General features: G+C 44.4%; 23 protein-coding genes. 11 read left to right on the forward strand and 12 right to left on the reverse strand.

Going from position 1 to position 23,064, the window contains the following annotated elements; translation table 11 throughout:
* The 4 genes from AACU59_RS13905 to budA all read right to left on the reverse strand — a co-directional run.
* Window positions 1-471: IS4/Tn5 family transposase DNA-binding protein (locus AACU59_RS13905; RefSeq protein WP_202598919.1), on the reverse strand; the 471-nt coding region annotated here is incomplete at its 3' end.
* A 306-nt stretch (window positions 472-777) separates the two neighbouring features.
* A complete protein-coding gene (locus AACU59_RS13910) occupies window positions 778-1,536 on the reverse strand; it encodes an SDR family NAD(P)-dependent oxidoreductase (RefSeq protein WP_013868131.1) in 759 nt (252 codons plus the stop codon).
* The gene (alsS, locus tag AACU59_RS13915; protein ID WP_094145192.1) at window positions 1,533-3,236 is read right to left on the reverse strand and encodes an acetolactate synthase AlsS; all 1,704 of its coding nucleotides are present in this window, start codon (window positions 3,234-3,236) and stop codon (window positions 1,533-1,535) included. The genes AACU59_RS13910 and alsS overlap by 4 nt, the downstream gene beginning before the upstream one ends.
* A 97-nt stretch (window positions 3,237-3,333) precedes the next feature.
* A complete protein-coding gene (budA, locus tag AACU59_RS13920) occupies window positions 3,334-4,131 on the reverse strand; it encodes an acetolactate decarboxylase (protein WP_069212237.1) in 798 nt (265 codons plus the stop codon).
* 85 nt (window positions 4,132-4,216) lie between these two features.
* Here budA and AACU59_RS13925 point away from each other — a divergent pair, with 85 nt between their 5' ends.
* Entirely contained in the window at window positions 4,217-5,101 is an 885-nt protein-coding gene (locus AACU59_RS13925) for a LysR family transcriptional regulator (RefSeq protein ID WP_094145193.1), read from the forward strand.
* Window positions 5,102-5,164: 63 nt separating this feature from the next.
* Here the strand turns inward: AACU59_RS13925 and glpQ are convergent, their stop codons facing one another.
* Window positions 5,165-6,226, reverse strand: a complete 1,062-nt coding sequence (gene glpQ, locus AACU59_RS13930) for a glycerophosphodiester phosphodiesterase (protein WP_094145194.1) — start codon at window positions 6,224-6,226, stop codon at window positions 5,165-5,167.
* Between the two features lie 99 nt (window positions 6,227-6,325).
* Window positions 6,326-7,702: a glycerol-3-phosphate transporter gene (glpT, locus tag AACU59_RS13935; RefSeq protein ID WP_094145195.1), complete on the reverse strand. Its 1,377-nt coding sequence runs from the start codon at window positions 7,700-7,702 to the stop codon at window positions 6,326-6,328.
* 494 nt (window positions 7,703-8,196) lie between these two features.
* Between glpT and AACU59_RS13940 the strand changes: the two genes are divergently transcribed.
* The gene (locus AACU59_RS13940; RefSeq protein ID WP_094125092.1) at window positions 8,197-9,372 is read left to right on the forward strand and encodes a lytic polysaccharide monooxygenase; all 1,176 of its coding nucleotides are present in this window, start codon (window positions 8,197-8,199) and stop codon (window positions 9,370-9,372) included.
* 109 nt (window positions 9,373-9,481) lie between these two features.
* Here the strand turns inward: AACU59_RS13940 and AACU59_RS13945 are convergent, their stop codons facing one another.
* Window positions 9,482-9,886, reverse strand: coding sequence for a cystatin domain-containing protein (locus AACU59_RS13945; RefSeq protein WP_094145197.1), 405 nt, complete (start codon window positions 9,884-9,886; stop codon window positions 9,482-9,484).
* Window positions 9,887-10,284: 398 nt separating this feature from the next.
* Between AACU59_RS13945 and ompW the strand changes: the two genes are divergently transcribed.
* From ompW to AACU59_RS13965, 4 genes are all read left to right on the forward strand, one after another.
* Window positions 10,285-10,929: an outer membrane protein OmpW gene (gene ompW, locus AACU59_RS13950; protein ID WP_026027932.1), complete on the forward strand. Its 645-nt coding sequence runs from the start codon at window positions 10,285-10,287 to the stop codon at window positions 10,927-10,929.
* A gap of 163 nt (window positions 10,930-11,092) precedes the next feature.
* Window positions 11,093-11,236: a hypothetical protein gene (locus AACU59_RS13955; protein ID WP_019281242.1), complete on the forward strand. Its 144-nt coding sequence runs from the start codon at window positions 11,093-11,095 to the stop codon at window positions 11,234-11,236.
* A 41-nt stretch (window positions 11,237-11,277) separates the two neighbouring features.
* The gene (empA, locus tag AACU59_RS13960) at window positions 11,278-13,113 is read left to right on the forward strand and encodes a zinc metalloprotease EmpA (RefSeq protein ID WP_017045962.1); all 1,836 of its coding nucleotides are present in this window, start codon (window positions 11,278-11,280) and stop codon (window positions 13,111-13,113) included.
* Window positions 13,114-13,340: 227 nt separating this feature from the next.
* A complete protein-coding gene (locus tag AACU59_RS13965) occupies window positions 13,341-13,949 on the forward strand; it encodes a 2OG-Fe(II) oxygenase (protein ID WP_026027933.1) in 609 nt (202 codons plus the stop codon).
* 51 nt (window positions 13,950-14,000) lie between these two features.
* Here the strand turns inward: AACU59_RS13965 and AACU59_RS13970 are convergent, their stop codons facing one another.
* From AACU59_RS13970 to AACU59_RS13980, 3 genes are all read right to left on the reverse strand, one after another.
* The gene (locus AACU59_RS13970; protein ID WP_013868119.1) at window positions 14,001-14,246 is read right to left on the reverse strand and encodes a Rho-binding antiterminator; all 246 of its coding nucleotides are present in this window, start codon (window positions 14,244-14,246) and stop codon (window positions 14,001-14,003) included.
* Between the two features lie 17 nt (window positions 14,247-14,263).
* Entirely contained in the window at window positions 14,264-14,785 is a 522-nt protein-coding gene (gene speG, locus AACU59_RS13975) for a spermidine N1-acetyltransferase (RefSeq protein WP_013868118.1), read from the reverse strand.
* Window positions 14,786-14,875: 90 nt separating this feature from the next.
* On the reverse strand, window positions 14,876-16,336 hold the full coding sequence (locus AACU59_RS13980; protein WP_094145546.1) for an aminotransferase-like domain-containing protein: 1,461 nt from the start codon (window positions 16,334-16,336) through the stop codon (window positions 14,876-14,878).
* 97 nt (window positions 16,337-16,433) lie between these two features.
* Here AACU59_RS13980 and AACU59_RS13985 point away from each other — a divergent pair, with 97 nt between their 5' ends.
* From AACU59_RS13985 to pstB, 5 genes are all read left to right on the forward strand, one after another.
* Window positions 16,434-17,336, forward strand: a complete 903-nt coding sequence (locus AACU59_RS13985) for a DMT family transporter (protein ID WP_026027683.1) — start codon at window positions 16,434-16,436, stop codon at window positions 17,334-17,336.
* A gap of 282 nt (window positions 17,337-17,618) precedes the next feature.
* Complete coding sequence (locus AACU59_RS13990) at window positions 17,619-18,440, forward strand: phosphate ABC transporter substrate-binding protein (RefSeq protein ID WP_094145545.1); 822 nt, start codon at window positions 17,619-17,621, stop codon at window positions 18,438-18,440.
* 211 nt (window positions 18,441-18,651) lie between these two features.
* A complete protein-coding gene (pstC, locus tag AACU59_RS13995; RefSeq protein ID WP_094145544.1) occupies window positions 18,652-19,584 on the forward strand; it encodes a phosphate ABC transporter permease subunit PstC in 933 nt (310 codons plus the stop codon).
* 5 nt (window positions 19,585-19,589) lie between these two features.
* The gene (gene pstA, locus AACU59_RS14000) at window positions 19,590-20,453 is read left to right on the forward strand and encodes a phosphate ABC transporter permease PstA (protein ID WP_026027681.1); all 864 of its coding nucleotides are present in this window, start codon (window positions 19,590-19,592) and stop codon (window positions 20,451-20,453) included.
* Window positions 20,454-20,498: 45 nt separating this feature from the next.
* Entirely contained in the window at window positions 20,499-21,248 is a 750-nt protein-coding gene (gene pstB / locus AACU59_RS14005) for a phosphate ABC transporter ATP-binding protein PstB (RefSeq protein ID WP_094145543.1), read from the forward strand.
* Window positions 21,249-21,321: 73 nt separating this feature from the next.
* Here the strand turns inward: pstB and AACU59_RS14010 are convergent, their stop codons facing one another.
* The gene (locus AACU59_RS14010) at window positions 21,322-22,422 is read right to left on the reverse strand and encodes a GGDEF domain-containing protein (protein ID WP_094145542.1); all 1,101 of its coding nucleotides are present in this window, start codon (window positions 22,420-22,422) and stop codon (window positions 21,322-21,324) included.
* Window positions 22,422-22,889, reverse strand: a complete 468-nt coding sequence (locus tag AACU59_RS14015) for a molybdopterin-dependent oxidoreductase (protein WP_094145541.1) — start codon at window positions 22,887-22,889, stop codon at window positions 22,422-22,424. The genes AACU59_RS14010 and AACU59_RS14015 overlap by 1 nt, the downstream gene beginning before the upstream one ends.
* Window positions 22,890-23,064: the final 175 nt, after the last annotated feature.

A 23,064-nucleotide genomic window follows, 5' to 3' on the forward strand; every position in this document is an offset into this window, starting at 1 on the left:
GTACTGGTGTCCTTGTCCACGCTTTTCAATATCTCGAGTCCAGCGTTGTTGTTCAATTAAGCCAACAACCACTTGAGTTTCGGGAGCAAAAAGTAAGGTCGAGTGTATGAACATAGCTCGATTTCGATTGCCTTGATTGGAGTGCCCAAGTTCATCTTGTATGCTGCGATGGGAGTAACTTAGAGAAGTCGTATCTTCTAATGCAAGAAGTGTTTGTTGCTCTAAAGCCTCTTGCGCTGTGACATGAAAGCCCGCTTCAGCGATATCTTCTGCTTTGATTTGCTCATTACGAATAAAGCGATAAGCCCCTTCCATATCAGCAGGGGAGATGATGAGTTTCGAGACCGGTACGCCAGGTTGCTCGGCCAGAGAGGCTGCTAGGGCAACGAGTCTTTGAGTACGTCTTGGGTCATTGAGGTGAGCTTGACCAAATTGCTTTTGTGCCCAGAGGGTTGGTTCTATATAAGTCATTCTAATCATCCTTGTTATTGCTTAGATGATCAGATCATGAAACATAAAATTAGTTCAAAAAAATCCCCAAGCAGAGGCTTGGGGATTTGTGTATAAGAGACAGGGTTAGGAGGGGGTGCTGCCAGCAACCAAGAAACACTCCACCCTAACCCTCCCCAATTAGTTTCGTGTTTGTTGGAGTTGTGCTAATTGTGGAAAAGGAGGCATTTTAGGGCTGAAAGGTTTATGGGGCTTGTTTTGAATTATGCGGTTTTAAAATGTCAGCCAGCACGGAAAATGGTTTGGGTACTGGCTGAATTTTCGTGGTTAAACGATTTTAGGTTGGCCGTCGGAAGCGGTAGCGCCACCATCGACGGGTAAATTGACACCATTGATAAACGATGCATCGTCGCTGGCTAAAAAGGCCACTGCGGCGGCAATTTCGCTCGGTTCTGCGGCGCGTCCTAGTGCGATGCGCTCGTTAAATTTATCTCTAATCTCTTGCGACCAACCATTGGTCATATTGGTTTTAACTAAGCTTGGGCACACGGCGTTAATTCGCACGCCAGCGGCACCGTGGTCTAACGCCATGGCGCGAGTGAGGTTGACTACCGCGCCTTTACTGGCGCAGTAAAATGCGGCACCCCAGTCGCCACCTAAGCCAGAGACTGAAGCGGTGTTGACTATGGTCCCCTGTGTTTTTAGCAGTTCAGGTAAGGCAAATTTAGAGCAATACACGACGCCATCAATATTCACCGCTGATATTTTTTTCCAATCTTCAACGCTGCTTTCTAAGACGGAGCCGGGGATGTGGATGCCCGCATTGTTGACTAAAATGTCGAGCTTACCGAAGCGTGATACGGCGTTATCGATCATAGCTTTTACTTTTTTAGGATCGGAGACGTCAATCACTTGCGCCGCGACGCGTGTTGAGTCAAAAGCTTCGATGGCGGTGGCGAGCTGCTCTTCATTCCAGTCGGCCAGTACTACATTGGCCCCTTCATCATATAAACGCTGTGCTATCGCAAAGCCGATGCCGTTGGCGGCACCCGTGACTAAAGCGACTTTATGGGTTAAACCATTCATATTGTTTCTCCTTCGATATGCTCAAAAATTGGATCTCGATTTTCTTGTGTTCTGGGTAGCATCAACTTGTAGTTGTCGCTGTAATCAACGGGGATAGCGATGACAGCAGGTCCTTGAGTTTCCATGGCTTGATGCAGCATAGGCATCAGTTGATGACGTTCGGTCACGGCAAAGCCTTGCGCGCCAAATGATTCGGCATACGCTTTAAAGTCTATCGGGCCAAATTTTATTCCGGACGGGCGTTGATACTTTTTCATCTCTTGTATCTCGACCATGTTGTAGGCGTTATCGACCCAGATGATATGTACAATGTTGCATTTTAGGCGGACGGCAGTTTCTAACTCCATGCTTGATTGCATGAAGCCGCCATCACCAGAAACAGAGACCACTTTGGTACTGGGTTTAAGCAGGTTTGCACCAATCGCCCAAGGTAGGGCAACGCCCATAGTTTGCTGACCATTTGAAATCAGCATTTGACGGGCGCGAAAACAGCTTAAATAGCGCGCAATCCAGATATGGAAGCTGCCCATATCCAGACACAAGGTGGTGTCTGGGGTAATAATGGATTGCATCGCTTTGATTAAGGTTAATGGATGAAACCCATGCTGAGATTGACGAGTAGGGTAGGATTTTATTATCTGCCGCTGTTGTGCCACTTCCTCTAAAATCGATAAGGCTTTGGGAGAGAGGCGTGCGAAATTGGTGACACAATCGGTCATATCATCCAGTGATTGAACGATGTTGCCGACAATTTCCACGCAAGGTTGGTAATTGAGCTGATACTCTGCTGGTTCAATGTCTAAGTGGATGATTGGGGACTGTTTTGCGTTCCAAAGCTCTGGGTCGTACTCGATAGGGTTAAAACCAATAGTGACAATCAGGTCAGCATCTTGCAGCAATACATCTCCGGGCTGATTGTTAAATAAACCTACGCGGCCAGCGAAATGGTGATAATAGTTAATATCAACTGCCCCAGCGGCTTGATAGGTTCCGACTACAGGCAGTTGAGTGGTGCGCAAAAAACGGCTGATGGCTTGAGCATTTTCAGCGCGACTGGCGTGTAAGCCGAGTAAGACGACGCAGCGGTGCGAGCGTTCGATTCGGGTAATGGCTTCTTCTATCGCTTCTGGGTTGGCTTGGCTTGAATGAACATTACGTGATGGAACAATAATATCGGTGAGAGTGTGGTCGGATAACACATCTTGGGGAATGCTAACGAAACATGCCCCCGGCCGGCCTGATTCTGCCGTGCGAAAGGCATTGGCCATCACTTCGCTGGCGGCATCAACATGTTGAATTTCTGCACTGGATTTTGTGATAGAGCGGAAAATACTGACGGTATCCATACTCTGGTGCGTTTGCTTTTGTTGATCTGCTCGTTTGACCGCGCCGCCGATAGCGACCAGCGGGTCACCTTCTGAATTGGCAGTGGCAACCCCTGAAACCAAGTTGCCACAACCCGGGCCTGAGGTCACCATAGTGACTCCAGCTTTGCCGGTTAAACGGCCGATGACGCCGGCCATAAAGGCCGCATTGGCTTCGTGACGCACTGGGATCATTTGAATATTGGTGTCTTCAATGGCGTCAAATAACCGATCAATTTTGGCCCCCGGAATGCCAAAAATATAGCGGACACCCAAAGATTCCAGCTGTTGAGCGATTAATTGAGCGCCATTTCTAGTGGTAGGTTTTGTATTCATTTTTATACCCTTATTGTTGACTGACGTTGACACTTCTTCACGAAGTGGTGCTATCTGGCGGCTTTTTTCAATTCAATTCTTTTTCTCCTGTTCAGCGCTATTTTTCCGCTTTTTCAATAGCGGTTCGGATGTCATTGGGAGCTAGGTTGGCTTTAAGGAAATCTAGCGAAGTCGGGGTATCAATTACCAAGCGCGATACTTTGCCAATTTGTAAAAAGCCTGACGAAATAGAGTAGTCCTGTATGTGGCCGCCGCCTTTTCTATCTTCGGTAATGAAATGTTCGTGATACCCCGGAACGTTAATACCTGTGGTGTACTGCGGGCTTCTAAAACCGGCGATAACGCCTTGTTTGAAGGTGAAATTAAATGTGGGCTGCTCTTTTACAACATCTAACATTGGGCGAAATGGGCGAGTTTGACGCGGCACGGTACGCGTTCTGACAAACTGATATAAACCGTCAATGCGTACTGCGCAGAAAATATTGTCACTGGGTACTAGCTCATCAATCAGATGATGAACGTCAGCACGAGACATTTTAGAGGTGATGGGAACTTCGACATCAGGAGTAAAAAAAGTCATGACGGCGAAGGGAGTTTGCTGCGCTAAGTGTGCGGGGTTAGCCGAACCATCGGCTTTTAATTGGAAAACTTCTTTATCAAACGCAATGAGCTCACCGTCTAATTGATTGAATGTGCCCAAGCCAAAATCGCCATGTTGCAGCAGTTGTTCAACCGTTGTTGCGCCTTCATAAACGCCAGCAATCAACGCACTCATCAACGAAGTTTGGTAAATCTCTCCATCCCCCGTTACATGATGATATTCAGCAAACTCTTTTGCTACATCGAGAGAACAAGCACAAAGCGGAGTGTAGAATCCACGCATGAGAATAACCATTTATGCAATAAAGTGTATATTTAGATTGACTTCTCCACGTGGCTAAATCCAATATAAATAAGATTTATTTCTATATGGAAAAGATATGGAGTTTCGCTATCTCAAGTATTTTGTGGCGGTGGCACAAACGCGCCATTTCACACGAGCGGCTGAAGTGTTAGGTATTGCTCAACCACCGTTGAGTCAGCAGATAAAGAAATTGGAGCATGAGCTCGATACGCTGTTATTCAAGCGTTTACCACGTGGGGTAGAGCTGACCGAGGCTGGGCAAATGTTTTATGTCGATGCGGTCACCATCTTAAATGATGTGGATCGAGCGAAGGCGAAAGTAAAACAGCTGGCGCGTGGAGAAAAAAATGAAGTGCGGATGGGCTTTGCGACTTCGGTTGCGATGAATACCCAAATATTATCCCGAGTGCGGGAGATAAGGGACAGTTTTTCAAACGTGAATCTCACCGCGGTTGAGCAAGCGATGCCAGAGTTGGTTGAGCAGTTGAAAGCTAAGCAGTTGGATATAGCATTGGTGCGTTTACCTTGTTATGCCAGTGAGTCTTTAAAGCGGGTGGTTTTATTTGAAGAGCCTTTTGTAGCGGTGATCCCTTTAGGGCATCCCTTGGCTGAAAAAGATCGCCTTACTTTAGTTCAGTTAAAAAATGAGCACGTTTTGTTGTTTCCTCGTGAAACGGGGCCAGCATTGCATGATGGTATGAAAGCGCTGTTTGACGATGTGGGCATCCGTGTCGATCAACGTTTTTCGGCTCCGCAGTTGAGGTCGATGGTTGCAATGGCTCAAGCAGGATTTGGCGTAGCTGTTGTGCCCCAATCACTGGCTGAACATATCGATGATTCTGCCGTGATCACTCCCATCGAGGAGATGCCTTTTAACAGCCAAATTGCGGTGCTTTGGGAAGCCAGTAACTTAAATAAGCATGTGCTTAAGGTGGTGAAGGCATTAAGTCACCAAAAATAACATCCCCAGCATGATGATACTGGGGATGAAGCGTGCCAAAGTGGTAAGGTTAATCACGCTTACTTAGCGAGTTGAATGCAAAAACTCCACTGCTTTATCGGGATAGTCCGTAAATAAACCATCCACTTTGACAGTGTTGTAGAACACATCGAGCATCCCATCAAAGCTGTCGGCATAAGGTGCAATGCGATCGGGTTCTGCGCGGAAGGTATAAGGGTGAACGATTAACCCTGAGGCCTTAGCGGCTTTCATCAACGGCTTGATGATGATGTTTTCTTTGGTTGAAGCGTCGTCAACCAACATAGGTTTCCACGGGCCAATTCCATCGGCGTAGGTAGCGACTTGCTTCATGCCGTTTGCTTCGAACATCCAATCATAGCTGTATGGTTGTGCTTGGTCGCCATCATAGATCATGGTCTCATTCCAATCGGTGTAGGCCATCAATTGAACCAGTTTGAGGTCCATGTTCATTGCTGGAAGCAGTTCATCATTAATGCGTTTTAGCTCGATAGGATCAAAACATTGCAGATAAACGTTTGATTCTTGACTGTCGTAACCATATTCCTTCAGCATTTTCAGTACCGCTTTACTGATGTCTTTCCCTTCATGGCGATGGAACCAAGGCGCTTTTATTTCTGGATAAATACCAATATCGTAACCGAGCGTTTTGTTCAGCCCTTGGATTAGCTCGATCTCTTCCGCTAAGGTTGGGACGGTGAAGTCTGATTTCCAAAGAGGGAAACGGTTGGGGAAACCAGCGGTTTTATTGCCTTTGTCATCGATATTAAAACCTTCAGTTACGCGCAAGCTTTTGATCTCTGCCAGCGTAAAATCGATGGCGTAATAGCGGCCATCACCACGTGCGCGGTCAGGGAAACGCTCGGCAACGTCAGTGACGCGGTCAAGGTAGTGATCGTGCAGAACCACCAATTGGTCATCCTTGGTCATCACGACATCTTGTTCAATAAAATCAGGCTTCATGCCGTAAGCAAGCGCTTTAGCTTCAAGGGTATGTTCAGGCAGATAACCGGAAGCGCCGCGATGGGCTATCACCAATGGTTCTGCTTGAACCCACGCCGAGCTGGCTAAAGTAGCCATGGAAAGTGCGAGTAGTGTCAGTTTCATATTGTTATCCTTAAAAATTCCCCCTGACAGTGCAGGGGGAGAGTTTTGATTCAAAGTGAACAGTGCGTAACGTAAATTCAACACATTTAGGTGTCAGATTTATGATTGTGTTGACGCTTTTTCTTCCGCAATTCTGTCTTTTTCTTTATGGTGAGCACGCTCGCCAATGTAGGCATACAGCAGACAAAGGATAGAAATACCGCACGAAGCGACTAGGATCATAAAGCCGCCGTCCCAACCAAAGTGGTCAACGGTGTAACCCAATACCGCATTTGCCGCCACTGCGCCGCCGAGATAACCAAATAAACCTGTTAAACCTGCTGCGGTACCTGCCGCTTTTTTCGGAGCCAGTTCCAGTGCGTATAAACCAATCAGCATTACTGGGCCATAAATTAAGAAACCAATCGCAACAAGAGCCGCCATGTCGATACCTGGGTTACCGGCAGGGTTAAACCAGTAAACGAGTACCGCAAAGGTAACGAGAACCATGAATAAGATGCCCGCAGGTGCACGACGGCCTTTGAATACTTTGTCGGATATCCAACCACACAATAGCGTTCCCGGAATACCTGCCCACTCATACAAGAAGTACGCCCAAGAAGATTTATCAACGGTGAACTCTTTGGCTTCTTTCAAATAAACAGGAGCCCAGTCCAATACGCCATAACGAATGAGATACACAAAAGCGTTGGCAATAGCGATAGACCACAACAATTTGTTAGAGAAAACGTACTTAAAGAAGATTTCCTTCGCGGTCATCTCATTCTCATGAGATTTATCGTAGTCGTCTGGGTAGTCATCTTTATACTCTTCAATCGGTGGTAAACCACAAGATTGCGGCGTATCGCGCAGCGTCATCCAAATGAAAATGGCAACTAAGGTCGCAAAAAAGGCAGGAACGTAAAATGCGGCGCGCCAGTCATCGTTAAATGCCCAAAGACCAAACAAGAAAAGGGGACCAATTAAGCCACCGCCGACGTTGTGGGCTACGTTCCATACAGAAACAATTTCCCCACGTTCTTTACGTGACCACCAGTGAACCATGGTACGGCCACAAGCAGGCCAGCCCATACCTTGGAACCAACCGTTTAAGAACAGCAAAATAAACATCGCAGTAATGCTGCCTGTTGCCCACGGCATAAAACCGAAACAGAACATCACTAACGCAGACATTAAAAGGCCTGCACTTAAGAAGTAGCGTGGGTTAGAGCGGTCAGAAACGCTCCCCATTAAGAATTTAGATAAGCCATAAGCAATCGATACGGCGGCAAGAGCTACCCCGAGATCACCGCGGCTAAAACCTTGGTCAATCAAATAAGGCATCGCCAAACTAAAGTTCTTACGAACAAGGTAGTAGCCTGCGTAGCCGAAGAAAATACTGATGAATAACTGCCAGCGCAAGCGGCTATAAGTGCTATCGAGCCGCTCAGTAGCGAGCCTCTCGATATGCGCTTGGGGTTTAAAGATACCAAACATAGTTGACCTCATTAATGTAGTGCGATGGTTCTAAAGCTCGAACGATAAAAAATGTTTCATTCGAAAGAGAGCGGCATTGTCGTGTGCAACTGAATGTATTTCTGTGACAAATGTTACAAGGGAATTAATTTGTGCATAAAAACAAATGATTAGTTTTCATTTTTTCATGGTTAGTGCCATTAAATTGAGATGTAATCGTTTTCACTTTTGTTCGTGAGATGTTTGTTTTTGGTTGTTTTGTCGTCAATTAAATCGCAGATAAGGAAAGTTGGCAAAAATTGTTAAACCATGAAGCCACTCGAAACTCACTGTGAGTTCAATGATTCATATCCTTTTTGATTGGAAAGAGAGTGGCAAAATAAGCAAATAGTCCAGCATTCCTACCCAGATTTGACACTGTCTATTGATAATTCTTGCTAGCTTTGATTGGCAATTCATGTGTTACAGAGTGTCGTTCTGTGGCATTGATGCTAATAATACAAAAAGGAAGAATGATGAATAATTTTAATAAAGTCAGTGTATTGGGTTTGCTTTCATTGAGCGGATTGCTTTCTGCTCATGCACAAGCTCATGGTTGGGTTGAATTTCCGAGCGCGCGGCAAAATACCTGTTACCTAGATGGTGGTTTTTGGAGTAATACGATCCCTAATGCAGCATGCCAAGCGGCTTTTGATCAGTCTGGAGCTTATCCTTTTGTACAACGCAATGAAGTGGCGGCCAATGTGGCAAATTATCGTGACATGGCTCATGTTCAAGCTGTTGTTCGCGACGGCTTGTTGTGCTCCGCAGGCAGCAACGCGAAAGCAGGGTTAGATGTTGCTTCACCTCATTGGCAAAAAACGGCCGTGAATTTAGACGCTAATCAACAAATCGAACTAGTCTTTAATGCTACCGCGCCACATAACCCCTCTTATTGGGAGTTTTATCTCTCTAAACCGACTTATACCGGTGAGGCCCCATTAACTTGGGATGATCTGGATCTTATTGATACCAAAGGTAATATCACCGTGGGGACGGATAAAAAATATCGCATAAAGATTACCCTGCCTGCCGATAGAAGTGGTGATGCTGTGCTTTATACCCGCTGGCAACGTATTGATGCCGCGGGCGAAGGTTTTTATAACTGCAGTGATATTAGTTTTAGCGGTGGTGGATCAAATCCAACGGATCCGACAGACCCATCAGAACCTGCGCAGAATCTCAGCGATCTTGGTGGTTATCTTTCACAAGGTTTTGGTCCTGTTGAATCTGGCGATACGGTTCGTTTGCGTACCTTCGATGCCAATGGCAATGAAACGACCGATATCAGCTTAGCGATTTCAGCCAATAATACAGCAACGTGGCCAGCGGAAATGGCAGGTCAGTTTAACCAAGTAAAAAAAGGGGAGTGGTTTATTGGTATTTGGCACCAAGAAATGAATCACTATATGTACGATAGCCAGAATGTGTATGCTAACCGTGTGTTTGCTCCAAACGCGACTTATAGTTATCAGCTTTCTTTGCTAAAAGAGGAAACGCCACAACCACCTGTTCCCGATAATGCTTGGAATGCGACTAAAATTTATACATCCGGTGATGTCGTTATGCACAATCAGCAAACTTGGACAGCGCAGTGGTGGACAAAAAATGAAGAGCCCGGAACTACGGGTGAATGGGGTGTATGGCGATAGTATTAAATAGCTATAGTATCGAGTAGTAAAAAGAGGCCATGGCCTCTTTTTACTCTCTAACTCTGGTTTAGTAATGAACCCTAGTTTAATAATGGCTCATGAGATGAGGTTATTCACACAATTTGCCTTGTTTTGCTGGTTGGGTTAACGAGTAATCACCTTCTAAACTGCGATAGATTATCGCATTCCAAATACTGCCATCATCCATTTCAAATTCAATGGCATAATTCACCCCGTTAACCACTTGTGAGCGGACATCGATAATGTCTTTTAATTGTGCATTGCTCTCCATTTGTGCTAAAGCGCTCTTCAACGCTTCTTTAGCTTCGTCGGTAATTTCTGTCGCTTGCCAACCTCCCGGCATCAACTCGCTTGCACAGATGGGTGACGGTACGGCATCTGTTTCCGCCACCACGGCGGTGGGCTCTAGAGCCTTAGTACTTTCTGTTTGTGTTTGTTGATCACACCCCGCTAACGCGAGCAAACCAAATAGAGCTAAAAGAAATCGTTTCATTGAGTTGTCCTTTGTTTTTAGAAAAGCAGAAAGGGTTAATCTGAGGAGTTCATATTAACAATTGTGGTGTGAGGAGTCCGTCAAGCTCTGTTAGGTGCGTGATAAATTATGATGATATTTTCTGACAATAAAACGCTATTACTATTTCTTACCAATATTGTCAGTTTTTAACCATAAATAACAAAGCCATTTCAACGTTAGGCTAGGTGTGATGCACATAAAAAACGCATTACATGACTGTGTGTTTTTATGCCTAGAAAAGTGATCAAGGTTGCAGAGTTGTAAGCTGATCGGCGATAAATTTTACAAATTGATTTCCATCAAAAAAGTGTGGTTTTTATGTGCTACTGTGCGCGCAAATAAAAACTATTACCCCGCCCTACAAAAAGGAAATCACAATGAAAAAAACACTTTGCGGCCTTGCCGTGCTTTCTGCTCTTGTTTCTACGAATGTTTTTGCCCACAAAGAAGGTGACTTTCTTGTGCGTGCCGGTCTTGCCGCTGTGGTGCCCAATGATAGCAGCGATGGTATTTTAGGCTCAAATGAAGAGCTTGCTGTGGACTCAAACGTTCAGCTTGGCTTAACAATAGGCTATATGATCACCGACAATATTAGCTTTGAAGTGTTAGCGGCTACACCTTTTAGCCATACTATTTCAACCAATCTTTTGAACTTAGGTGACATTGCTGAAACAAAACATCTACCGCCAACTTTTATGTTGCAATACTACTTTGGTGAAGCGTCATCGAAATTCCGTCCTTATGTTGGAGCGGGCATTAACTACACCATGTTCTTCGATGAAGGTTTTAACAGTACGGGAAGTGGTGCAACCTTAACGGATCTCAAACTCAAAGATTCTTGGGGTTTAGCGGCCAATGCTGGTTTTGATTATATGCTCAACGAACAGTGGTTTTTGAATGCGTCAGTTTGGTATGCCGATATTGAAACTGAAGCGACTTATAAGTTTGGCGGCATTGAGCAAAAAACCGATGTGACCATTGATCCTTGGGTATTTATGATAGGCGCTGGTTATAAGTTTTAGTGGTAGTAAGGTGATTAATAGAAGGCAGCGAGCGCTGCCTTTTTCAATTTCAAGCAAAAATTATATTGATAGTTATGTGCACTATTAAATGTACATATAATTATCATTTATGTTTATCTTGTTGATATTAAACTTAATTATTATAAGAATTCTTCGAGTTATTTTGGCTATTGTCTTTTTTGTGACCATTTTATTTGACGCTCGTTTTGCACTATTTTTCCGTGCTACTGGCGAGGTTGGTTTTCTTGATCCATTTTCAATGAGCGAATCATTCGCAGTCACGTCGCTGGTGGTTGATTGGATGTAAGTCGTCAGCGGATGCTAATAATAACTCTCTAGGATTGAGAAATGAAAAAAGTACAACGTCAAATGAAGTGGCTATTCCTCGCAGCCTCTATCAGCGCAGCACTACCAGTATCAGCCGCGAAAATGGTGCAGGTTGATGACCCAAGTCTACTAGAACAAGCTTTATCCATGCAGGCTCGCAGTATTGTGCCAACACAAAATGGCTTTCAGGTGGTAAAAAGCGTCACTCTACCTAATGGTAAAGTCAAAGTTCGTTACCAGCAGATGTATCATGGTTTACCGGTCTTTAATACGTCAGTCGTAGCAACGCAAACTGAGAAAGGTATCGGCCAAGTTTACGGCATGATGGCGCAGCAAATTGATTCTGATGTGGTAAGTACTTCACCACAAGTTGAACAAAAGCAGGCGGTTAGTATTGCACTTACGCATTACCAACAACAAAACCCATCACTAACGAGTGCGGATCTTGTTACAGAAAACGAGCGTGCTCAATTGATGGTGCGTTTGGACGAAAACCAAATGGCTCAAATGGTTTATTTAGTCGACTTCTTTGTTGCAAGCAATGAGCCTGCACGGCCATTTTTCTTTATTGATGCGAACTCTGGTGACGTATTACAAACTTGGGAAGGGTTAAACCATGCAGAGGCGACGGGTACTGGACCTGGTGGAAATCAGAAGACAGGTTTTTATCAGTACGGAACAGATTTCCCAGGGTTAGTGATAAATAAAGTAGGCAACACCTGTAGCATGGTGAATAGCGCTGTAAAAACCGTGGATATGAAGCATGCGACATCGGGTGGTTCAACGTTCAGCTATTCATGTACCGACGCGAGTAATTACAACGATTACAAAGCGATTAATGGCGCTTATTCACCGCTTAATGACGCACACTACTTTGGTAAAGTGGTGTTCGATATGTACAAAGACTGGATGAACACCACTCCATTAACCTTCCAGCTAACTATGCGTGTGCATTATGATAGCAACTATGAAAACGCCTTCTGGAACGGATCGTCCATGACCTTTGGTGATGGCCAAAATACATTTTATCCATTAGTGGATATCAACGTCAGCGCGCATGAAGTGAGCCACGGCTTTACCGAGCAGAACTCAGGGCTTGTTTACCAAAATATGTCTGGTGGTATCAATGAAGCGTTCTCTGATATTGCTGGGGAAGCAGCTGAATTTTATATGAAAGGCAGCGTTGACTGGGTGGTCGGGAGCGACATTTTCAAATCTTCCGGTGGCTTACGTTATTTTGATCAACCGTCAAAAGACGGCCGTTCTATCGATCACGCTTCTCAATACTACAATGGATTAAATGTTCACTATTCAAGTGGTGTGTTTAATCGCGCGTATTATTTGCTAGCCAACAAAGCCAATTGGTCGGTTCGTAAAGGTTTTGAAGTGTTCACCGTCGCTAACCAGTTATATTGGACAGCAAACAGTACCTTTGACCAAGGTGGATGTGGCGTCGCAAAAGCGGCACAAGACTTAGGTTATAACAAAGCGGATGTGGTTGATGCCTTTAACCAAGTGGGCGTAAATGCTAGCTGTGGCGTAGTGCCTCCAACGGGGAATGTGCTAGAAAAAGGCAAACCAGTAATAGGGTTACAAGGTACGCGAAGCTCCGAAGCCTTCTATACCTTTACGGTCGCAAGCTCAACCAGCGCTAAAGTTTCGATCAGTTTGGGCTCAGGTGATGCTGATTTGTATGTCAAAGCCGGCAGCAAACCAACCACTTCTTCGTGGGATTGTCGCCCTTACAAATCGGGTAACAATGAACAGTGCACAATTTCTGCAACACCAGGAACCACCTACCATGTGATGCTCAAAGGCTATAGTAACTACAGTGGTGTAACATTAAGACTGGATTAATCATCTTTATTGATTAAATTTAAAGGGGCACGAGTCAGTGCCCCTTTGTTATGTAGGAGGGTATTCAACGATAGGTTGTTCAACAACCATGGTGTTTGTTTCTAGTCTTTTCTTGCCAGCTTCTCTGCCTCCACAAATTCGCCTTGTCTTAAGCATCGAAACACCGATTTGTTGTTATGGCTTGCTATCGATATAACCATAGCACTTTTGTTATATGTAGTGTGAAAATGTCGTTAGATAAATTGATGGACGCAATTGCCGATCAAGGTTGGTACATATGGGATGACTTTTTAACACCAGAGCAAACCAAAAACCTACGAGCATGTACGCCACCGCAGTTACAAGTGGCGCGAATTGGCAGGCACGATGCCTTGCAATTAGAGGTTGAAATACGCAACGATAAAATCCAGTGGATTGAAAACAGCATGGGCCTGCCTGTGCAAGACTATTTGCAACGTATGGAGCAAATTCGGCAAGAGGTTAACCGCCACTTTTTTCTTGGGCTATTTGAATACGAAGCTCATTTTGCCAAATATGAAATAGGGGCATTCTACCAAAAACACCTCGATGCCTTTACAGGTAATGCCAGCCGCAAACTGACGACGGTATTTTATATGAATGATCGGTGGTGTGGTGCTGATGCAGGTGAGTTGGTTATTTACGATGTTCAAGATCAGTATCTCGCGACGGTTGCACCGATAGCGGGGCGTTTACTGGTCTTTTTATCCGAACGTTTTCCGCATGAAGTACAACCTACCAACGCTGAGCGTTTCAGCATCGCTGGGTGGTTTCGCATTAATGGCGTGACAGGCAACAAGCTCGATATTGCCAGTTAACGCAAAAAAGCTAATAAGTAAGCGTGGCTTGTGTGTTGCCACGCTCTTTTATCAGTCAAATTTGATCAGGGTAAAATGAGGATGTGAGCTTAATGCCTCCATCATCAATAAGGCATTGGTTTCAATTAAGTGTTCACTTTGTTCATTTTTCAACACAATGCACTCTTGTTGGTGTTCATTGCGCAGAGTGTCCATCGCGGTGCCTGAATAGGTAATACCATTTTTTAAGGTGAGCTTGACGGGCAAATGAAACAAACACGCGAGCTCAATGTAATCATATTGACTGCAAGTGACCATTATTCACTCCTATGACGTTACGCAGGCTTATTAAGATACGCGTTTTGCAAAATGTACATGCGCTTTACATCACGATATTGGCCATTAATAAAGAATTCTTCAACTAAGTGCCCTTCCTCAACAAAGCCGGCTTTTTGGTATAAATGGATGGCTTTTTCGTTTTCCGTCGACACATGCAGGTAGATTTTGTGTAGGTTCAAAATGGTGAAAGAGTAGTCTAAGGCTTTGTTGATTAAGGTTTGTGCAAACCCTTTCCCTTGGTGCTCTGGCGTGATGATGATCTGAAACTCGCCACTGCGGTGAATGTAATCAATTTCAATTAATTCAACGAGACCGATCAGTTCCTTATCTCGGTTCTCAACCACAAACCGACGCTCGGCGTTATCGTGAATGTGCTTGTTGTACAGCTCTTCCAGCTCATCAAAAGATTCATAAGGCTCTTCAAACCAGTAAGACATAATGTTGCGGTTGTTATTGAGATCATGGATAAAGCGTAAGTCACCGCGCTCTAACGCTCTTAATGATAATTGATTATTCATAGCAAACCTTCATTGAACTAAGGCATTCATCTTATGCCGACTTTGTTGCAATACAAGTGGTTAGTCAGCAATTTTTTAAAATGCGTACGCTTACGTCTTGTGATCTGATGCCGCGAGATGAATCAGTTCGGTCAGTTTGTTGATGCTTTCCTGCCATGCCATGTTGTCTTCAAAGTTCGCTACACTGAAACGGATACAGTGTTGGAATTGCCCCTGTGTTGCAAAAAGATGCCCCGGCAGGAGGCTGATTTTATTTTGCAGGCCACGTTGATAAAGCTCAAAACTATCGATGAATGGCGGAAGTGTCAGCCAGCATAAAAATGAACCTTCAGGTCGGCTTAATTGAAACTGCCCTTGCAGCGACGGGTAGTGATTGAGCGAGGTGGTGAGCAATTTGGCAAAGCGCTGCTGGTTCAGTTGGTAAGTGCGGCGCATTTTGGCTAGATGTTGGCGGTACTTACCACTTTCGAGAAATTCCGCTACGGCTGATTGGATTAAATTCAAGCTGCCCATATTCTCGCTGAGCAATATCTTTTCTATTTGCGCTTGATACTTTCCAGCAATGATCCAACCGATCCTAAGCCGTGAATCCAAGGTTTTGGAGAGCGAATTGATGTAAATAACGCGGCCTTTGCCATCCAGCATCTTCAAGCAAGGTATCGGCTTTTGAAAATACAGGCCACCAAACACATCATCTTCAATAATTGGTGTATCACCACTGACAGCCAAAAGCTGTTTACGTTTTTCCAGAGGCATTTGTGAACCGGTTGGGTTGTTAAAATTCGGCGTGACGAGAATCGCCTTAATCGGCCATTGAGATAGCGCTTGTTCGAGGGCGCTGATGTCGATGCCTTCGACACTATGGCTGGGGATCTCCACCACTTTTAAGCCTAATGATTCAAGCAACAGCAGCGTGCCAAAATAACAAGGTGACTCAACGGCCACAATGTCTTCGCGCTTGGTTAATGCACGAAATGCGAGGCTGATGGCCTGCTGACCGCCATGCGTAATGGCGATTTCTTGTGCTTTGATTTGTAGGCCCAAATCTTGCGATATTTTTAGCAGTTGTTTGACTAAATGGCTATTACCTGGCGGTAGCTGATAGTGGCTAGGAATGTGTGTTTGCTGGCGGCTGTGGCGGCCAATTTCTGCATACAAACTACGAATCGCGGCGCTTTGCGTATTAGGATGCGCTGAACCTGCGGGCATGTGATGTTTCACTGTGGGTTGAACCAAAATTGATTTAGATAAAGAGAGCAGGTCAATGCTATTGGGTTGTGGCAGCGGAATCTCCAAAGGGATTACAGCACCTTGGACTCGATAGCCTGAACGAGGCTGAGAGTAGACGACATTCATCGCTTCTAACTCTTGATAAGCACGAATAACGGTATTTTTGCTGACAGACAGTTGTTCGCATAGCTGGTGAATGGAAGGCATTTTATCGTGTGCGTGGAATAAACCATCGTCGATGCTCTGCTTAAGATGACGTTTTACCTCAGTATATTTAGGTTCAGTATATTTAGGATCCGTGTTTTTAAGCTTACTTTTCATTCTGTACCCACTAAATTATTCAAATCTGTGCCTTTTGCGCATAACTGTACCCAAATAAAGTAGCAGCATAGAATCGATTGTGGCTAGGAATTTTGTGATGTTTGTAAGAATGATCCCGTTCTTGTTTGTCGTGCTATGGGCATCTGGTTTCGTTGGCGCAAGGTTTGGCTTAATGTATGCGGAACCTGCCACGCTGCTCACGCTGCGCATGGTGGCGAACGTGGTGCTTTTTATTGGTTTGTTGTTATTGCTCAAAAGGCGCATTCCGCGTGGTCGCCATTTGTGGCATTCCTGTATAACGGGCGTGTTGATTCATGGTTGCTATTTGGGCGGAACCTACCAAGCGATTTCTTGGGGAATGCCAGCAGGTTTAAGTGCTCTGCTGGTGGGGACGCAACCCATTTTGACTGCGCTGCTGCTGGTTTTTATGAGTACAGAGCGCTTTAATCTGGCGCAGTGGTTAGGGTTAGCTCTTGGGTTTTCTGGGATAAGTCTCGTTTTGATGGGTAACATTGAGTGGCAATCGGAAGTACACAAATGGCCAGCCATTAGTTTGTGTTTGTTATCTCTGCTCGGCATCACGCTCGGCACCTTATATCAGAAAAAATTTTGCCAAGGTGTGGATATGATTGGCAGCGCTACCGTGCAATATGTGGCTGCGTTATGCCTATTTTTACCTTGGGCTTGGAGCTTTGAAACCATGCAAGTTCAATGGACACCGACCTTTATCATGACACTGGTATGGCTGGTTGTGGTGCTGTCATGCGTCTCTATTTTATTGCTGTTGTATATGGTTGAACACGGTGCGGCCTCAAGTGTGGCTTCGGTGTTTTATCTTGTACCACCAACCACCGCCATTCAAGCATGGCTTGCTTTTGATGAATCATTGGATGGGTTTGGTGTTGCGGGCTTCTGCCTTGCCGTTACGGCTGTTTATCTGGTGGTGAAAAAGCCGAATCTGCTGAGAAAATTGGCGAAACCGGTATTTGAGCGTTCATAAAATTCACCCCTATAAACCGAACTTAGAATGGGGTGCTCTGCTGGTGGTTGGGTAATCAATGGATAATTTCTGACTCGCGGCGGCACCTAATGACTTTGCCAATTTTTTCAGATTGATCTTAAGTGATGCACTCAAAAATGCGCTGTCCTTCCTCTGTTTTCCTAAAAAACTTCATAGTGTCATCTAGTTTTAAACTAAGTGAAACACAACTGTCACATTTGCGTCCTAAAGTGAGCTTCGTTCAAGACACAACGGCAATAAAGCCTCTTAAGGATATTTGTGATGAAAAAGACAGTAATCGGTGCAATCGCTCTTTTAGGTGCATTGGCAGTTAACCCAGTTTTTGCAAAAGAAACCATTTCTGCTGTTGGCTCTAGCAGCGTAACGCCATTGATGGAAGTTTTCTCTGAAACATATATGAAGAAAAACGCGGACGTGTTTATTGAGGTTCAAGGCCCAGGTTCTTCTGCGGGTATTAAAGCCGCTAAGAACGGCAGTGCGGATATTGGTATGTCTTCACGTGGCCTAAAAAGCTCAGAAAAAGAAGCATCATTAGTTGAAGAAGCTATCGCGCTTGACGGTATTGCGGTGGTTGTACACCCAAGCAATAAAGTCAAAGGGTTGAGTGCTGAACAAGTCTCTGCTGTTTACAAAGGCGAAATCACGAATTGGAAAGATGTCGGTGGTGAAGACAAACCTATCGTTGCAATTACTCGCGATACCGCATCAGGGACTCGTGGTGCATTCGAAGAGATTATGAAACTGACAAAAAAAATCTCAGACAAGACGGTATCTGCTATCTCTCAACGAGCTCAAGTAGCTAACGGTAACGGTAGTTTGAAAACTATGGTTGCGTCTAACCCTTATGCCATCGGTTACATCTCTCTTGGCACCGTTGATAACACGGTTCATGCCTTAGCGGTAGACGGTACTGATGCATCGGTAGATAACGTGAAAAATGGTTCATACAAAGTGGCTCGTCCTTTCCTTGTACTGTACAAAAAAGGCCAACCATCCGCTCAAACGCAACAGTTCCTTGATTGGATGCTAACGCCTGAAGCTCAAAAACTCGTTGCAGAACACCACTATATCGCAGTGAACTAATTGACTATCCCATTCGACTTGAAGTTGCAGAGGCGTTGTTTCGTTCAGCCCAATCACATGCTTTATCCATGTGGATGGGAATGCACTGACTTGCTGTTTAGCCGCCACTTCAAGTTGTTTGGGGAAATAACTTTAAAAGTTTGCTTGGCCCATCGTTGGGGCTGAGCCTTTTCTATCCACATCGATTCCATCGAATAGTGAGATTGATACTATGACCATCGCAACAAATAGTGAAAAGCTTATGAACAACGTTTTTACGCAAGCTTCCAAACGTACACTTCGTGCTAAAAAGCGTGTGGACTGGAAAGAGCGCATTTTCCACGGGTTGTTTCTTACCAGTGCCATTATTGGCATTGTGTCTCTTGCCATCATTGCCTACTTCATTTTCCGCGAAAGTATTCCCGCATTTCAAGAAGTGGGTATCTCGGGTATCGTCCTTGGACAAGATTGGTTGCCGCCAGCTCTGTATGGTGTGGCAACTATGATTGTCGCTTCTGTGGTTTCAACGTTTGGTGCGGTTATCGTTGGTGTGCCTGTGGGCGTCCTTACCGCTATCTTCATTGCCGAAGTCGCACCAAAACGTGTCGCGAATATCATTCGCCCAGCCGTTGAATTGCTCGCTGGTATTCCTTCTGTGGTTTATGGTTTCTTTGGTCTTGTGATTATTGTTCCTTTGATTCAGGACATTTTCCAAGTTCCTGCGGGCAATACCATTCTCGCGGGCATTATTGTGCTTGGTGTCATGATCTTACCGACGGTAATTACGGTGTCCGAGACTTCGATTCGCGCAGTCCCTCATGCGTACAAAGAAGGTTCTTTGGCATTAGGTGCATCCAGTATTTTTACCATCTTCAAACTGCTGGTACCGGCAGCTCGCTCCGGAATTATGACCGGCGTCATCTTAGGAATTGGGCGTGCGCTCGGTGAAACCATGGCCATTATTATGGTGATGGGTAACGCGCCAGCGATGCCTGAAGGTATTTTAGACTCAGCACGCACGCTGACAGCCAATATTGCGATTGAAATGTCTTACGCAAGTGGTGTTCATGCCAGTGCGCTTTATGCAACAGGCGTTGTGCTATTGGCATTCATCATGATCTTGAATGCCACATTGCTCTATTTAAACCGTGAGAGAGCGAGATAATAGTGATGGATACAGTAAAACTAAAACGTGCCCGCCAGCTAAAAGATAACGTATTGAAAATATCTATTTGGATTGCGGCCGCTGTAACAGTCGGCTTCCTATTTTGGATTATCTGGTACATCCTTTCTAACGGGCTACAACACGTAGATTGGAATTTCGTTACTGACGATTACACCCGTACTGGCAATGAACACGGGATCTTCCCGATGATCATATCGACGATTTATATGGTGATCGCTTCTATTTCGGTGGCCGCTCCGTTGGGTATTATGACGGCGATTTATCTTACCGAATACGCCAAAATCGGTAGCCGCTTGGTGAAAGTGATCCGCTTTTGTACCGAATCTTTGGCGGGGATCCCCTCCATTATCTTTGGTCTATTTGGCATGACCTTCTTTGTGGTGATTCTAGGCTTAGGCTTCTCTATTTTGTCGGGTGCGCTAACGCTCAGCATTTTGATTTTGCCTGTGATCATTCGGACCACAGAAGAAGCGTTGATGGCCGTTCCTCAAACTTATCGCGAAGGTTCTTATGGTCTTGGAGCCTCAAAAATATACACCATTTGGCGTCTGATTTTGCCAAGTGCAATGCCCGGCATCCTCACGTCAATTATTTTGAGTATTGGTCGTGTTATTGGCGAGTCGGCCCCTGTGTTTTTAACCGCAGGAATGGTGGCACGTATTCCTGATTCATTGCTCGATTCAGGCCGTACCCTAACCGTTCACCTTTACAAGCTCACAACAGAGCTGTTCACGGTTGAAGAGTGGAATCAAGCCTACGGCACAGCAACCGTGCTGATTGTGGTTGTGCTACTGATCAACATGGTGACGAAGCTAATCGCAAGACGATTTAATACCGCTTCTTATTAAGCAGAGCGTTGGGCGCGATTTACAGAATTTTGAGAGATAACAAGAATGAACAAATTTAATATTGAAAACCTAGACCTTTTTTATGGCGATAACCAAGCGCTAAAATCAATCAACCTACCTATTCCAACTCGTCAAGTGACAGCGCTGATTGGCCCTTCTGGCTGCGGAAAATCGACTTTATTACGCTGTTTGAACCGAATGAATGACCTCATTGAAGGCGTGACTATCACCGGTAAATTGGCGATGGATGGGCAAGATATTTACGGCAATATTGATGTTGCAGATCTGCGTATCAAAGTGGGAATGGTGTTCCAAAAGCCAAATCCGTTCCCAATGAGTATTTATGAAAACGTGGCGTATGGGTTACGCGCACAAGGGATTAAAGATAAAAAGCACATCGATGAAGTGGTTGAGCGCTCATTGCGCGGCGCGGCGTTGTGGAATGAAGTAAAAGATCGTTTGAAGTCACATGCGTTTGGCCTCTCTGGTGGTCAACAACAGCGTTTGTGCATCGCACGCACGATAGCGATGGAGCCGGATGTGATTTTGATGGATGAACCAACGTCCGCCCTTGACCCGATTGCAACACACAAAATTGAAGAATTGATGGAAGAGCTGAAAAAGAATTACACCATCGTTATTGTCACGCACTCAATGCAGCAAGCGCGTCGTATTTCTGATCGCACAGCGTTTTTCTTAATGGGGGAATTGGTTGAACGCAATGATACACAAGTGATTTTCAACAATCCTAAAGATGATAGAACCATGGGATATGTCAATGGCGATTTCGGCTAATCACTTATTGCAGCGACTAACCTGGAATAATAGCGGACTCATTATAACTATAAAGCGATGGTAACTTTGCCCCTCATACAGAGGGGCTTTTTTGTAGAAACTTCATGGCATACATATTCTTATCCGCAATATGTATTAATTGATTAATATTGGCTGAATCTTTAGGAAAAGAGGCAATACCGATACTGGTTGAAAGCTTTGCTCCCACTCCATTATCCACGAAAAAATTCTCTTTAAAACACGCTTTAATGTGGCGTTGCATAATGCTCAGTTCCATCGCATCTACGCTATGGATGATCAGGGCAAACTCATCACCCCCCATACGAAATACCGAATAATCAAAGGTTGGAATCGAATGTGTTAAGCGAAACGCTACTTGCTGCAACACACTGTCCCCTGCTTTATGACCATTTTGGTCGTTAATGGGCTTAAAGCCATTTAAGTCGAGAAGAAAGAGAGAGAAGGGGTTATTGGCAGAAATTTGATTCAGCTCTTCAAACATAGCAAGGCGGTTAGCAAGCCCAGTTAGAGGGTCAGTTAACGCTAAGGTACGCTGAGCAACCGCTTCTTTATGAAAAATATAGCTAACTAAGCCAATGCAACCCAGCATCAAGAACATCAGCAGAAATTGTACCTGTGTTAGCCTATTTGCTTTTTCTTTTTGCTCGAGATAGATAGGGCTTTGCAGTTGAAAGTTTTGGTTTACATAGCCGATAATCTGGTCGTAAATCAAGCGAGCATGTTTTTCAAATACAGCCAATGACTTTTGATCTTTAACGGCCAGCAATAAGCTTTCTAATATTTTGAAATCATCAAAGTTGTTCTTAAAGAAATGCTGGGAATCCATTCTCCCCATAAAATTATCCGATTCCTTACTCGTTAGAATCAAGTCAAAACGGCTCCAAATCAGCTCATACTGCAGCCAAGTGTGCGCTCTCTTCTCCTTTGACTCTAGGTAATAAGGAATCGAAGCAACCAGCTCAGAATACTCTTTGGTGAGCTGGAATAAATACCAAGTTGCATAGTTACGTTGGTCGGTATAGGAATTGGCTAAAGAGCGTGTGGTCGAAAGTATATACAAATTAGCGACGATCAAGGCGACTGACAGGACAATCAACAGTGTTTTTGCTCGGTATAGCAAGGGGTGTAAAGTGCTGTATTTTGTAAAATTCATTATTTACCGTGAATCAATAGTTTTTCTAACTGCCACACCATCTGGGTGTAATAAATGTCATTGTCTATTTTTGGATATTTATCTAGATTGTAGATCAGCCAAAACGGCCCCTTGTTTCTTATTTTCATTTCATCGCCATTCATGTGATAAGCAATAATGGGTTCATAGCGAGTTAAGTTTTCAATTGCAATATTAGCGGCGTAATCATTAATGGCCAAAAATGATACAGAAGAAACCTGTCCAACTTGCAAATGATTAATTAAATCAATAACTTTAAAACCAGTGAAAGTATTTTCTTTTGGTAACCAAGGAAGCTGAGTCGTGAAGGTTTCACGAGGCAGTATCTCTGCCAATTGTGCAAGAGAATAAGTAACCCGATCTTGGTTTGTGAGGGTAATAGTTAAGCTTGCAGCATGAACAAATAAGCTGAAAAAAATAAGTGGTAAAGCGGTTATCCATCTCATCATAAACTACCTTATTTACTTCTGCTTTTTTCTTAGAGCATAGGCTAAAAGTATAAGGTGATAATTTAATCAATGAAATTATTTTCTATTTATATTTCTGTTAATTTGGTCGAATCAATCTTTAGTTTAGAACAAAAAAATCCCCACATAAGTGGGGACTTGCATATTGAAATGTTAT

Origin of the sequence: Vibrio sp. V23_P3S9T160, from assembly GCF_963886625.1 — a bacterium.
Taxonomy (GTDB): domain Bacteria; phylum Pseudomonadota; class Gammaproteobacteria; order Enterobacterales; family Vibrionaceae; genus Vibrio; species Vibrio anguillarum.

What these genes read in the sequence shown, in the direction of transcription:
- glpT (WP_094145195.1), bottom strand. Translation starts at nt 7,702, where the DNA reads ATGTTTGGTATCTTTAAACCCCAAGCGCATATCGAGAGGCTCGCTACT.
- AACU59_RS14010 (WP_094145542.1), bottom strand. Translation starts at nt 22,422, where the DNA reads ATGAATTTTACAAAATACAGCACTTTACACCCCTTGCTATACCGAGCA.
- budA (WP_069212237.1), bottom strand. Translation starts at nt 4,131, where the DNA reads ATGGTTATTCTCATGCGTGGATTCTACACTCCGCTTTGTGCTTGTTCT.
- AACU59_RS13980 (WP_094145546.1), bottom strand. Translation starts at nt 16,336, where the DNA reads ATGAAAAGTAAGCTTAAAAACACGGATCCTAAATATACTGAACCTAAA.
- empA (WP_017045962.1), top strand. Translation starts at nt 11,278, where the DNA reads ATGAAAAAAGTACAACGTCAAATGAAGTGGCTATTCCTCGCAGCCTCT.
- ompW (WP_026027932.1), top strand. Translation starts at nt 10,285, where the DNA reads ATGAAAAAAACACTTTGCGGCCTTGCCGTGCTTTCTGCTCTTGTTTCT.
- AACU59_RS13970 (WP_013868119.1), bottom strand. Translation starts at nt 14,246, where the DNA reads ATGGTCACTTGCAGTCAATATGATTACATTGAGCTCGCGTGTTTGTTT.
- AACU59_RS13990 (WP_094145545.1), top strand. Translation starts at nt 17,619, where the DNA reads ATGAAAAAGACAGTAATCGGTGCAATCGCTCTTTTAGGTGCATTGGCA.
- AACU59_RS13985 (WP_026027683.1), top strand. Translation starts at nt 16,434, where the DNA reads ATGTTTGTAAGAATGATCCCGTTCTTGTTTGTCGTGCTATGGGCATCT.
- pstA (WP_026027681.1), top strand. Translation starts at nt 19,590, where the DNA reads ATGGATACAGTAAAACTAAAACGTGCCCGCCAGCTAAAAGATAACGTA.
- AACU59_RS14015 (WP_094145541.1), bottom strand. Translation starts at nt 22,889, where the DNA reads ATGATGAGATGGATAACCGCTTTACCACTTATTTTTTTCAGCTTATTT.
- pstB (WP_094145543.1), top strand. Translation starts at nt 20,499, where the DNA reads ATGAACAAATTTAATATTGAAAACCTAGACCTTTTTTATGGCGATAAC.
- glpQ (WP_094145194.1), bottom strand. Translation starts at nt 6,226, where the DNA reads ATGAAACTGACACTACTCGCACTTTCCATGGCTACTTTAGCCAGCTCG.
- AACU59_RS13925 (WP_094145193.1), top strand. Translation starts at nt 4,217, where the DNA reads ATGGAGTTTCGCTATCTCAAGTATTTTGTGGCGGTGGCACAAACGCGC.
- AACU59_RS13940 (WP_094125092.1), top strand. Translation starts at nt 8,197, where the DNA reads ATGAATAATTTTAATAAAGTCAGTGTATTGGGTTTGCTTTCATTGAGC.
- AACU59_RS13945 (WP_094145197.1), bottom strand. Translation starts at nt 9,886, where the DNA reads ATGAAACGATTTCTTTTAGCTCTATTTGGTTTGCTCGCGTTAGCGGGG.
- alsS (WP_094145192.1), bottom strand. Translation starts at nt 3,236, where the DNA reads ATGAATACAAAACCTACCACTAGAAATGGCGCTCAATTAATCGCTCAA.
- AACU59_RS13965 (WP_026027933.1), top strand. Translation starts at nt 13,341, where the DNA reads ATGTCGTTAGATAAATTGATGGACGCAATTGCCGATCAAGGTTGGTAC.
- pstC (WP_094145544.1), top strand. Translation starts at nt 18,652, where the DNA reads ATGACCATCGCAACAAATAGTGAAAAGCTTATGAACAACGTTTTTACG.
- AACU59_RS13910 (WP_013868131.1), bottom strand. Translation starts at nt 1,536, where the DNA reads ATGAATGGTTTAACCCATAAAGTCGCTTTAGTCACGGGTGCCGCCAAC.
- speG (WP_013868118.1), bottom strand. Translation starts at nt 14,785, where the DNA reads ATGAATAATCAATTATCATTAAGAGCGTTAGAGCGCGGTGACTTACGC.